General features: G+C 44.5%; 9 protein-coding genes and 1 pseudogene. 4 read left to right on the forward strand and 6 right to left on the reverse strand.

All coding sequences use genetic code 11. From position 1 onward, the window contains the following. Nucleotides 1–17: 17 nt before the first annotated feature. The 3 genes and pseudogenes from adiA to BM329_RS01705 form a co-directional block, all read right to left on the reverse strand. On the reverse strand, nucleotides 18–2291 hold the full coding sequence (adiA, locus tag BM329_RS01695) for an arginine decarboxylase (RefSeq protein WP_092547976.1): 2274 nt from the start codon (nucleotides 2289–2291) through the stop codon (nucleotides 18–20). A 730-nt stretch (nucleotides 2292–3021) separates the two neighbouring features. Further along, nucleotides 3022–4335: a sodium-dependent transporter gene (locus tag BM329_RS01700; protein WP_092547979.1), complete on the reverse strand. Its 1314-nt coding sequence runs from the start codon at nucleotides 4333–4335 to the stop codon at nucleotides 3022–3024. Nucleotides 4336–5014: 679 nt separating this feature from the next. Continuing rightward, nucleotides 5015–5307, reverse strand: a pseudogene (locus BM329_RS01705) (IS982 family transposase); the annotation flags it as partial. 110 nt (nucleotides 5308–5417) lie between these two features. Here BM329_RS01705 and BM329_RS01710 point away from each other — a divergent pair. The 4 genes from BM329_RS01710 (at nucleotide 5418) to fghA (ending at nucleotide 8462) form a co-directional block, all read left to right on the forward strand. Next, nucleotides 5418–5750 carry a phage holin, lambda family gene (locus BM329_RS01710; protein ID WP_092547982.1) on the forward strand — a complete coding sequence of 111 codons (333 nt, stop codon included), beginning with the start codon at nucleotides 5418–5420 and terminating at the stop codon, nucleotides 5748–5750. After that, complete coding sequence (locus tag BM329_RS01715; protein WP_092547985.1) at nucleotides 5731–6126, forward strand: structural protein; 396 nt, start codon at nucleotides 5731–5733, stop codon at nucleotides 6124–6126. Before BM329_RS01710 ends, BM329_RS01715 begins: the two co-directional genes overlap by 20 nt. A 293-nt stretch (nucleotides 6127–6419) precedes the next feature. Beyond that, nucleotides 6420–7529, forward strand: a complete 1110-nt coding sequence (locus tag BM329_RS01720) for an S-(hydroxymethyl)glutathione dehydrogenase/class III alcohol dehydrogenase (RefSeq protein WP_092547988.1) — start codon at nucleotides 6420–6422, stop codon at nucleotides 7527–7529. Between the two features lie 102 nt (nucleotides 7530–7631). Further along, entirely contained in the window at nucleotides 7632–8462 is an 831-nt protein-coding gene (gene fghA, locus BM329_RS01725) for an S-formylglutathione hydrolase (RefSeq protein ID WP_092547991.1), read from the forward strand. 119 nt (nucleotides 8463–8581) lie between these two features. On the opposite strand, the gene BM329_RS01730 is transcribed toward fghA, so the two are convergent. The 3 genes from BM329_RS01730 to BM329_RS01740 form a co-directional block, all read right to left on the reverse strand. Further along, a complete protein-coding gene (locus BM329_RS01730) occupies nucleotides 8582–10123 on the reverse strand; it encodes an NAD(P)/FAD-dependent oxidoreductase (RefSeq protein ID WP_092547994.1) in 1542 nt (513 codons plus the stop codon). Nucleotides 10124–10148: 25 nt separating this feature from the next. Beyond that, the gene (locus tag BM329_RS01735; RefSeq protein ID WP_092547997.1) at nucleotides 10149–10547 is read right to left on the reverse strand and encodes a DUF805 domain-containing protein; all 399 of its coding nucleotides are present in this window, start codon (nucleotides 10545–10547) and stop codon (nucleotides 10149–10151) included. Between the two features lie 200 nt (nucleotides 10548–10747). Next, complete coding sequence (locus tag BM329_RS01740; protein WP_092548000.1) at nucleotides 10748–12034, reverse strand: 4-aminobutyrate--2-oxoglutarate transaminase; 1287 nt, start codon at nucleotides 12032–12034, stop codon at nucleotides 10748–10750. Between the last annotated feature and the right edge of the window lie 4 nt (nucleotides 12035–12038).

A 12038-nucleotide genomic window follows, 5' to 3' on the forward strand; every position in this document is an offset into this window, starting at 1 on the left:
AATTTATCTTCCCGTTCTCACTTTTTTACACACAAAACATGATAAATACCGTTGATGATCTCCGTCCCTTCCGTTTCATGTTCAAAACCAGGGAATTCGTGATCCCATTTTTGTAATGCATGTAAATAGCCAATCTGTGGACAGGTTTTATCGCCAAATTTTTCCCCTGACATTAGCATTGGAATTCCGGGGGGGTATGGAATGATGGAGTTTGCTGCAATGCGATGAGTCAGATCATCAATTGCCACCATTTCCACCTTATCAGCCACGATTGCCTGATAAGCGGCTCGTGGTGTCATCACCATTTCAGGCAAGCTGGCATAAGCCCGATTCAGTTTTTCGCCCGGGTTATTCTGCCGCAAATAATCGAACATCTTGTCGCCCAAATCTTTCAAGCCTAATTGATTGTAAATATCAGGATGCTGTTCCACTAAATCCGGCAATATCTTATTCAAAGGTGTATTCGCATCATAATTGTGTTTAAAAGAAAGCAAGGTGTTGAGTAATGTTCCCCACTTTCCTTTGGTAATACCCATTGAGAACAGGAACATAATTTGGAAGTCGGTTGTACGGGTAGGTACGATCCCGTGCTGGCCCAGCCATGCTGTTACTAATGCTGCCGGTACGCCCTGTTTCAGCAATTTGCCATTCTTGCCCATGCCCGGAGCCAAGATGCTGACTTTAATCGGATCGAGCATACTCCAGTTATCAGGCAAGTCTTCAAATCCATGCCAGCTGTCCCCCGGGTGCATTACCCAGCAACTTTGCTCTTGCGCCAGTAAATCCCTGGAAGCATCTTCAAAGGCAACTTTCTTGCCAGTAGCCGGATCGATCACTTGCTCCTGATTCCACGGTTTAAAGAACCATCCTCCTTCTTCGCTGAATTCCCTGTTCAAACGTGCCAATGCCTGACGGAAATCTATCGCTTCTTCAATAACTTCCTGCGTCAGAGAATAACCACTATTACCCTCCATCATTGAAACGGCGATATCGTTTGAGGCACAAATCGCATACAGGGGAGATGTTGTTGTATGCATCATGTAGGCTTGATTGAATCTTGCAAAATCAACAGGATTACGTCCATCACGAATATGGATGAAAGAGGCTTGCGATAACGCATTCAGTAATTTGTGAGATGAATGAGTGGCAAAAATTGTCGGCCCAGAATGGTCTTTAGGCTCTCCACGCATTGCGTAATGATCATGATAAATCGGGTTAAAACGTGCATAACCATACCATGCTTCATCAAAATGTATCCGATCAACACTTTTATCCAGCAATTCCTGAACTTGTTTGGCGTTATAACAGACACCATCGTAAGTACAGTTTGTCACTACGCTATAAACAGGTTTGTGATTAGCTATCTCCTGAGTCAGTGGATTCTGCTTCAACTTTTTCTGTAGTGTTTTTATCTGCATTTCTTGCGGATAAATAGGGCCGATAATGCCATAGCGGTTACGGCTTGGCAGCATATAGACGGGTTTTGCCCCTGTCAGGATTAATCCTTGTTCAATGGATTTATGGCAATTGCGGTCAATGACGACAACATTATCTTCGGTCATGCAAGCCTGCATAATCGTACGGTTAGAACCCGACGTTCCGACTACCACCGAATAAGAATGATCAGCACCAAATACTCTGGCTGCATACCTTTCACTTTCACCAAATGCACCGGAATGGTCTAACAGCGATCCCAATGAGGCGCGCTCAATACCCATATCGGTGCGGAAGAGGTTTTCCCCATAATAATCATGATAAAAGCGCCCAGCCGGTGTTTTATTAAACCCCACCCCACCCTGATGCCCGGGGGCAGCCCAAGAGTATTCATAGGTTCGGCTGTATTTCATCAAGGCAGACATTAAAGGAGGTAATAATTGTTGGCGATAACGTTTCATGGCTGCAATGGCACGACCGGCAATAAAATCGGCTGAATCTTCCAATATCCATGCAAACTCAGTCAATTGTTCCAGTAAATCATGATTCAGCAGAAACACCGTTTTTTCTCTATTGCTTAATAAGAAAACCGGGACATTTTCCTGACGCTCAAATAGCTTATTCAATAATCGCTGTATACTCAGATATAAATCATCATCCATAAGTGCGCAACTGACCATTACGCAATCAAACGGTTCATTGGCTGAAATTATCGTATAGCTATCATCCAGTGAATCCGCAATAACAACTTCAACATCTTTCTCAATTAATTTATCTGCCAACCTTTGAACCGCATTTTCGATAATGTGACTGTGGTATCGTGTACCTATTTCATTTTTTGCTATCAATACTTTCATGACACTCTTCCTTACGCTATTTCTATTTGAATTGACAGGAAAATTAAGAATTGCCTGGCAATGGCATAAAATTTTTGGCGCAAATACTGAATCATGCAATTTCCATTTAAAATTATTCGTTAAAATATAATTTTTAAAATTAAAATCACATCAATCAATATAGTGTCTATTTTAGATAGTGCAATTCAGTAAATCCGTGGAGTTCGACCTCACTAAACAGAACAAATGTCATTGATATTAAAATAGCAGGTAAAAAAATTAATAACAATTAATTTTATAACGAATTGTTATTAATTTTTTAGTTATTTTTCGTTGGATCAATTTGTTTTTTGTATAACAAAATTTTTGTATGATGAGTTACCAGTCTTTTGGTTTACTTTAGAGTAAAACTATTTCTCAGGGATACACCATGCGCATAATTGCCATACGACATGCTGAAACTCAGTTGAATCTTGAGGGCGCTACTTTGCAAACCTTAATATGTAAATCCAAGAAAATTAAAAGGGGGCGAACTGCGCGAAGAGACAAGAAGATATGCTTATCAATTCAATGTATAACACTTCGTCTTTCAAACTGCCTCTTTGTTGGCTGCGCTCGCTCACCCCGGTCGCATAGTTATCTATGCTCCCAGGGATTTGCTCTCTTGCCGTCGCGATGCAACTTGAAATGCATTGGGTATATCAGCTTATCTGTTGATTCTTATAGAGAAGCTGATACATTTACAACAAAATCAGATCAATCCATGTACCAAAATAATACCGATACAAACCGGGCCAATATATCTCCATATAAGCAATAAACATTTGCGTTTTAATCGTGACATATTATCAGGCATTAATGAAATAGCTTTACTTGACCAACCAAAAATCAAACAAATTATAATTCCAAACAACGGCATCAGAATATTTGATGTAATGAAATCCAATATATCAAAAATATTTTTCCCACCTATCGATAAAAAACTTAACTTACCAAAGGATAAAGAGACAGGAATCCCCATTAACATAATAGATAATGTAACAATCAAGCCAGCTTTACGTCGAGACCAATGAAATCGAGACTGTATATAAGCAACAATATGCTCAAGCAATGAAATCGATGAAGTCAATGCGGCCATCAGTAATAATGTAAAAAAAGTAATTGCCCAAATAGTACCTCCAGGCAAATGAGCAAAATAAATGGGCATCGTCATGAATGTTAAACCCGGGCCTGCATTGGGTTCTAATCCAGCAGAAGTTAAAGCAGGAAAAATCATCAGACCGGCTAATATACATACAAGACATGATAATATCACTACCCAAATACTAGAGCGACCAATCCCTTTATTACTTGGTAAATAGGCACTATAAGTAACATGTATTCCCAGACCGATAGACAAGGAAAAAAATGCCAGCCCTAATGCGTCTAAAATTCCTTTACCTGTCAGACCAGAAAAGTCAGGATATAAAAACATTTTCAATCCTGCAGATGAACCAGGTAAACGAATCCCAATAATTATTAAAACTACCATGATCACAATAAGGAGTGGCATCATGATCTTCCCTGCTTTTTCAAGGCCTTTTTGCACTCCAGCTAAAACTACAATGCAAGTTAAACTTGCAAAGACTAAATGTGCAATTATCGGCCACCAGGGGTTACTGATGAAGTTATTAAAAATAACAGTCAGCTGATTACTGTCCGTTATATTCAATTTCCCAATTGCTGCCATTGAGACATAACCAATCGTCCATCCACCAACTACACTATAAAAACTGTAAATACACCATGAACTGAAAATTCCGATAAAACCAATAAATCCCCAATTCTTACCTAATAACTTCTTAAACGCATTTACAGCACTTTCGCCGGTACTACTTCCCAGTAAATTTTCAGCCATCAATACAGCTAATCCAATGATGAAACTGAACAATAAAAAGACTAAAAGGAATGCACCACCGCCATTTGTTGCAGTAACATAAGAGAATTTCCATATAGCCCCAATACCAACAGCTGAACCTGCTGCCGCTAATACGTGACCAAAACGAGAAGTCCATTGTTGACTCACACTAACCTCCTTATCGCTAAGGCGTTAACATGTGTATTTGGATGCACAGAACAACCAATTTCTTGACTGAGGATATAAGATAATAGAATGCTGGATATAATAAAAAATGTCACAAGGAACTCCGGTTAAAAAACAGTTCCACCAGCAAGATAGATAAGCCACCTAACTGGTGGCTTCATAAGAAAAACAGATAAACGCAGCCACCTATTCGGATAGGGATAGTAGGCTTAGTAGAAGATTTACAATTGCGTTCATAGCTCTACTCTAGATGTTCATCATTTAATCGTAACTTTCAATGGCGTTAATCAAATCGCCGAACGCTTAACAAGCTGCCATTGTATACCATAGAAGATAGTGATTTTAAATAATAACCTATAAAAAAATTAACTGGTTATTCATAAAGACCCGCAATGATCATTGCGGGTCTTGCTATCAATTAATCGATCAATGCCAATTGGCAACCAATATCGGTTGCAGCTGCTGTTTCTCTACGTCACCGAGCATTGCAGTAGCAGGCTCTGGTGGCGCAAACGCGGCCAATAATGATTTAACACCCGTGGAATATGAAATGGCCTTCGTAAAAGTGTCCGATTTTCCTTGAGCAGAACAGTAAGAGCCAGTGCACAACAGCATCACAATGTGGATTTTCTTTACTGACGTTACTATGGAGAAGTACTTGAGGTTTTCCTTTTAATTGAGTCAAATAACTACATAGCGGAGCCAAAACGGAAGGGGCGACACTGACGAAGCGGGTATAACTGAGTAAAGTGGGGAAATCCTGATGGTGATATTCCCAGAGGAACTCCAGATAGAAGGCTTTAAAATGACGGTAATGTGACAGATGAAAGAGGATCAAAATAGTCATAATTTCACTGGGATACATATGACTTTGCCTGCGGCGCAGACGTTGTCCGTTATCAAGACAAAATTGCGTCCATTTTGGGATGAAAAATGGCAAAAATCATCGACATCATGGCCTGTTCCTCCCTGGAATTATTTCGGCGAGCACCAAAACATTGCTTCTGGAACAGGCTTCTCGTCAACTTCTTATACAGAATTCGGGTTCAATTATGGAGTTAATGATGAAAGGACATCTTGACTTGTGGGTCGATGTACTGAACAGTCTGAGAAACGCATGGCCACAGATATCCGGTTCTATTCTGGCCATAATGATTTGTTATGGCCGATTGATTTATGACGGTGTAGAGCGGAAAAATCGCTGGGTAGAACCGCTACTGTGTGGCGCACTGTCGTGGGGATTTTCCAGCGCACTGGAACTCTTTGGTATTCCAGGCAGTGTTTCACCTGCGCTTGGCGGTGCCGTCGGTTTTATTGGTGTGGAAAAGATTCGAGAATTTGCGAGCCGCGCAATCAATAAACGTTTAGGAGAATGTAATGACAAGAGGGATTCGTAATCACAATCCGGGCAATATCCGCCACGGTGATAAATGGCAGGGTTTGCGTGATACGCAGACAGACAAATCATTTTGTCAGTTTGTGACTCCAGAATACGGCATACGGGCAATGCTGAAAATTCTGCGTAATTATGAACTCAAATACGGGGATAACACGATTTACCAGTTTATTTCCCGTTGGGCACCACCCAATGAAAATGATACTCAGGGTTATATTGCTTATGTTTGTAAAGCGGTCGGCGTCGCCAGCAACACTGTAATCGATATGGAAAATGTTGCCACAATGAACCTTTTAGTTAAAGCCATCATTAAAATGGAAAACGGTCAGCAACCTTATTCCGATGAAATCTTTAAGCAGGCATTTGAATTGTTATAAAGCCCGGTTTGAATATAACCACCGCCAGAAAAATGACGGTGGTTTTTAAATGAATTATTACAATCCATTCCAATCAATTATTCAGCAATAACAATCTTATCCCGGAAGGGAATAACCCCAGTATGTTTCCCACTCTCTCCTGCCAAAATGGTACTTAGATCACAGTTACCACCATATATCAGCCACCAATTGTCAAATTTGCGGTACAACGACTCCCGATGCCACTATTTGGCATTGGGTTTTGAACAGGCAATTTAACATTCACTTTTTACATCAAGGAAAAGAGGAATTCTATGAAATCACGCGCTGCCGTTGCCTTTGGGCCAAACAGACCTCTTGAAATTGTCGAAATTGACGTCGCGCCACCGAAAGCGGGTGAAGTGATGATAAAAATCAGCCATACGGGTGTCTGCCATACAGATGCCTTTACCCTTTCTGGTGATGATCCCGAAGGCCTATTCCCTGTTGTTTTAGGACACGAAGGAGCCGGAGTGGTGGTCAGCGTTGGTGCAGGCGTAACCAGTGTAAAACCCGGCGACCATGTTATTCCATTATATACAGCAGAATGCGGTAAATGTGAGTTCTGCCAGTCCGGTAAAACTAACCTTTGTATCGCAGTACGTGATACTCAGGGAAAGGGCCTCATGCCAGATGGTACAACCCGTTTCTCTTATCATGGCAAGCCTATTTATCATTACATGGGATGCTCCACATTCAGCGAGTATACGGTGGTCGCGGAGGTCTCACTCGCCAAAATCAACCCAGAGGCAAATCATGAACATGTCTGCCTGCTGGGCTGCGGTGTAACCACCGGTATCGGTGCCGTACATAATACTGCCAAAGTGCAACCGGGGGATTCTGTGGCCGTTTTCGGCCTTGGTGGAATAGGCCTTGCCGTTATTCAGGGCGCTCGTCAGGCAAAGGCAGGCCAAATTATTGCCATCGACACAAATCCCGCTAAATTTGAATTAGCCAAACAATTTGGTGCAACTGAGTGCATCAATCCAAATGATCATGAGAAACCTATCCAGCAACTCATTATTGATATGACCAAATGGGGGGTTGATCATACTTTCGAATGCATCGGTAACGTCAACGTTATGCGTGCCGCCCTCGAAAGTGCGCATCGCGGCTGGGGTCAATCAGTGATAATCGGTGTGGCTGGAGCCGGACAGGAAATTTCTACCCGACCATTCCAGCTTGTTACAGGCCGTACATGGAAAGGCACGGCCTTCGGTGGTGTGAAAGGCCGCAGTCAATTGCCCGGAATGGTAGAAGATGCCATGAAAGGTGACATTGAACTTGCACCTTTTGTCACCCACACTATGCCTCTGGAAGAGATTAATGATGCCTTCGGCCTGATGCATGAAGGCAAATCCATCCGTACTGTCATTCACTATTGATCCAATCTCTATTGAAGAGAGCAAACCATGTTGCAAGCCAACACGGTATATGTGACAAATCATCGAACATCCATTACAGAAAATCACGTAAGGACGAAAATAATGGAAAGAATCGAACACTACGCTAGTTTTGGTGGATGGCAGGATGTTTATCAACACACTTCAAAGATTTTGAACTGCCAAATGCGCTTTTCAATTTTCCTGCCTCCCCAAATAACAGAAAGAAAATTACCCGTACTATATTGGCTCTCGGGATTGACCTGCACAGAACAGAATTTCACGACAAAAGCAGGTGCTCAACGTTACGCTGCTGAACATGGCATCGTTATTGTTGCTCCAGATACCAGCCCACGCGGTGATGATGTCGCTGATGACCCTGCGTTTGATCTTGGAAAAGGTGCCAGTTTTTACCTCAACGCCTCGGAGCAACCCTGGGCTACCCATTATCGTATGTACGATTATATTGTTTCGGAATTGCCTGAATTAATAGAAGCACATTTTGCAGTGACTGATATCCGTTCGATCAGCGGGCACTCAATGGGAGGCCATGGTGCAATGATTATCGCATTAAAAAATCCGGGACGTTATTGCAGCGTATCCGCATTTTCTCCCATTGTTGCCCCCTCTCAGGTTCCGTGGGGAACAAAAGCATTTTCCACTTATCTTGGCGAAGACATTAATAAATGGAAGCAATATGACACAGTGGAGTTGATCAAACATGCGCAAGAACAGCTCCCCATTCTGATTGATCAGGGACTCAGTGATAACTTTCTGGATAGCCAGTTACGCCCTGACTTATTGCTGGAAGTCTGTAATGCAATCAATTACCCAGTGACTATAAATTTTCGTCAGGAGTATGATCACAGCTATTACTTTATCTCCAGTTTCATCAAAGATCACATTGCCTATCATGCACAGGCAATGCAAAGCTGAGTTGAAATGCCGCAAATACCCATGCATGCGCACTTCTTTCTTTAACTTACACCTGCTTGGCCGCCGGGGATTGTAGTGCTCAATGAATCGCGGCCTCTCGGTTAACGGAAGCGAACCACTCAGAATGAAATCATATCTGCCGGGTTAAGTGTGCTTATCACTCCCAGAGCACCTTTAATCAATGGAAGAGCTACCGGTGAGAGATAGGAACCCAGAGGAATACTTGCATGATCGATGTGAGTAAGCATAGTAAAGTCGTGGTTGCGTCCGGTGAGATCGTCGCTGATGGCTTTGCCAATACGCACCGTTTGTGCCACTCCATGACCACTCCAGCCATGCACCATATACACAGGGACGTTGCCATCGCTTTTGCGGACATCAGTGGCTCCGTTCAGAGTCAGGTCGCTGATCCCGCTCCAGGAATATTCCAGTTCGGGTTTTGCCAGATTCGGGAATACTGTTTTGATACGATCAAGCAAATAATTGTTCACATCACGCGGTGACCAGGAATTGCCAGTACCCTGTCCACCAAACAACAGGCGATTGTCGCGCACCGCGCGATAATAGTCTATTTGTAACTGTGTATCGTAGACTGGCAGATCTGACGGGATCAGTTCTTTGATATCCACCGTCAACGGCGAAGTTACCGCCACATAGGAGAAAAAAGGCACTGTAGTAGAAAAACCGAAAATAAACTTATCGGTGGAGCCATGCACCCCCAGTACCACGGCTTTACTCGCCCTGATAACTCCCCGCTCAGTTTCTATGATCGTACTGCTGGCATCCTGCCTGATACTCTTCACTTTCGTATTGTCATAAACTCGTCCATCCAGTCTGGCAAAACCATAAACCAGACCTCGCAGCAGTGCCAGAGGCTGAACCTGTCCGCCGATGCTGTCGATATTGGCCCCATGATAAATACTCGAATGCACATACTGTTCCTGCAATTCGTGTGGCCCAATGACCTTCACCGCCGTATCTCCCAGATGACGCCGGGCATCAGCATCAGCCACCAATGATCCCATATGACCCGGGTGTATCGCTGCAGTAATATGACCATATTTGCGGTCACATTCAAAACCATAACGCTCCTGGAGTTCATCCACAAGACTCATCGCTTCAACCGATGCAAAACGCCACAAACGTTTGGCTTCATCCGATGAAAATTTTTCCAGTATAGTTTCAGCGCCCCAGCGGGCAATTCCGGGGGTCATCTGCCCTCCATTACGGCCAGAGGCTCCCGAACCAATGTTATCTTTTTCAACCAGAATCACATCCACGCCCGCTTCTGCAAGATGCAGCGCAGTGGAAGCACCCAGCAATCCACCGCCAATGACGACAACCTCACAAGTCTGGTCTCCAGAAAAGCGTCTAAAAGCCGGCCAATCGGCCAGAGAGGCCTCATAGTAGTTTGCTGGCATGGCGTTGACAGCCGCGTCTCGATGCCAGTTCCAGATGCGCGGATCCAATCCCAATCGGCTGGTTCTGTACTGTGAATCCTGCAATAGCGTCGGTCGGAGTGAGTCAATATTGACGACCGGAGCATCGACCGCAGTTAAGGCCCGGGCAAGCAAAGATGTGGTGGGAAGGATAGATGAAAGTACTCCCGCCCCAGCGAGGGTCGCGGCAGTTGAGATAAAATCTCTTCTGTTCATTGCCATTTCAGCACTCCTTTATGACCGGAAATTACCCGTTAGTCTGGTCTGAGGTATTTCCCTGTGAGTTAATCCTGTTATCTGAATTGTATTTATTGCTACCCGCCTGCCCTTTAAGGGCGGCGAAAATCAGTAAGATAACAGTGCCGATAAATGGGATAAGGTGTAACAATAGCCACCAAGCTCTACAGTTAATATCGTGCAGGCGGCGGGCATTTACCGCCAGTGCTGGTAAAAATGTGAGCAGCAGATAGGTAGCACTGAACCACCCCATATAAATTTCGGGATTAGCAACAGCAAATAGCCTTTCCAGGAAAGAAATGATGAGAACAACCAGAATCTGAAACAGAACGAAATACCAGAACTCCTTACGCTCGGCTCTCCCTCTGAAACAGGTATAATTCTTTAATACATTTAAATACCAGTGCATTGTTGGCCTCTCTTGTGAACCAGCAGGTTCCTCCTTGCCGCCACGCTCATTTTCGGTTAATCCCTTTTACACTGGCGCAGCATGCCTGCTAATGAAGCGATAACTTCGCCGTTGGCGGAGGATAACAATCTCAAAATACCAACAGTGACGGCTCCCTGAGTTTTATCGTCCGCCAGTAACCAGTAAAGAGCTTCCAGCCATTACTTTTCCTCTCTACGGTTCAGATCGAGCAGCACAGATTCCAGAATGTTGAGCGCCTCGTCAAAAATTTCATCTTGTATCGTCAGCGGAGGAAGGAAACGGATCACATTACCGTGTATACCGCACGTCAACAGAATAAGACCACGCTCTAACGATTTCTGACGCACCGTGTTGGTAAAGCCGGCATCATGTTCCTGACTGTCCTCACGGTTAAACTCCACCGCAATCATCAGCCCAAGCCCTCGCACGTCGGCGATCTGCGGGACACGCGGCCGCAGTTCACGCAGACATTGTTTTAGTCGCTCCCCTAGCTGAATCGCACGTATAGCCAGCTTCTCTTCTTCGATCACATCAAGCACTGCATGACCAGCCGCAATCGCTACCGGATTACCGCCATAAGTTCCCCCCAAGCCACCCGGTACCACAGCATCCATCAGATCTGCCCGTCCCGTTACCGCCGCCAGCGGGAAGCCTCCCGCCAGACCTTTTGCCATCGTGGTCAGATCAGCCGCAACTTTATGGTGTTCCATGGCAAACAGTTTGCCTGTACGCGCGAAACCAGTCTGGATTTCATCGGCAATGAGTACAATACCGTGGCGATCGGTAATTTCACGCAGGGATTTAAGCAGTTCAGGAGGTGCAGGATAGAAACCGCCTTCTCCCTGTACCGGTTCGATGATTATGGCAGCGACGCGCGTAGGCTCAATATCGGTTTTGAAGAGATTCTCCAGTGCATTCAGCGTCTGTTCTACACTGATGCCGTGCAGCCCTACCGGAAACGGGACATGATAAACATCGCTGACCAGCAGGCCGAATCCCATTTTATATGGTGCCACTTTGCCGGTTAATGACATACCAAGGAAAGTACGGCCATGAAAAGCGCCGCTGAAAGCCACCACGCCGCTACGTCCGGTAGCGGCGCGCGCGATCTTAACTGCATTTTCTACTGCCTCAGCCCCGGTGGTAACAAAAACGGTCTTCTTCACAAAATTACCCGGTACCAGGCGGTTCAGTCGTTCGGCCAGCGCTACATAGTTTTCATAAGGCACTACCTGATGACAGGTATGGGTAAACTGTTCCAGCTGTTCTCTGGCCGCCGCAATGACCCGTGGGTGGCGGTGTCCGGTGTTTACCACGGCAATACCGGCGGCAAAATCAATATAGCGTTGCCCCTGAGCATCCCAGATTTCAGCATTTTCCGCGCGTTCAACATAGATTTGAGTGGTCACGCCAACGCCTTTCGCGATAGCCGCGCTGCGCCTTTTAGCTAACATAGATTCAATCATAAGT

It is taken from the genome of Xenorhabdus koppenhoeferi (assembly GCF_900116635.1).
In the GTDB taxonomy this organism is placed as follows: Bacteria; Pseudomonadota; Gammaproteobacteria; order Enterobacterales; family Enterobacteriaceae; genus Xenorhabdus; species Xenorhabdus koppenhoeferi.

What these genes read in the sequence shown, in the direction of transcription:
- adiA (WP_092547976.1), bottom strand. Translation starts at nt 2,291, where the DNA reads ATGAAAGTATTGATAGCAAAAAATGAAATAGGTACACGATACCACAGT.
- BM329_RS01710 (WP_092547982.1), top strand. Translation starts at nt 5,418, where the DNA reads ATGAAAGGACATCTTGACTTGTGGGTCGATGTACTGAACAGTCTGAGA.
- BM329_RS01715 (WP_092547985.1), top strand. Translation starts at nt 5,731, where the DNA reads ATGACAAGAGGGATTCGTAATCACAATCCGGGCAATATCCGCCACGGT.
- BM329_RS01720 (WP_092547988.1), top strand. Translation starts at nt 6,420, where the DNA reads ATGAAATCACGCGCTGCCGTTGCCTTTGGGCCAAACAGACCTCTTGAA.
- fghA (WP_092547991.1), top strand. Translation starts at nt 7,632, where the DNA reads ATGGAAAGAATCGAACACTACGCTAGTTTTGGTGGATGGCAGGATGTT.
- BM329_RS01730 (WP_092547994.1), bottom strand. Translation starts at nt 10,123, where the DNA reads ATGGCAATGAACAGAAGAGATTTTATCTCAACTGCCGCGACCCTCGCT.
- BM329_RS01735 (WP_092547997.1), bottom strand. Translation starts at nt 10,547, where the DNA reads ATGCACTGGTATTTAAATGTATTAAAGAATTATACCTGTTTCAGAGGG.
- BM329_RS01740 (WP_092548000.1), bottom strand. Translation starts at nt 12,034, where the DNA reads ATGATTGAATCTATGTTAGCTAAAAGGCGCAGCGCGGCTATCGCGAAA.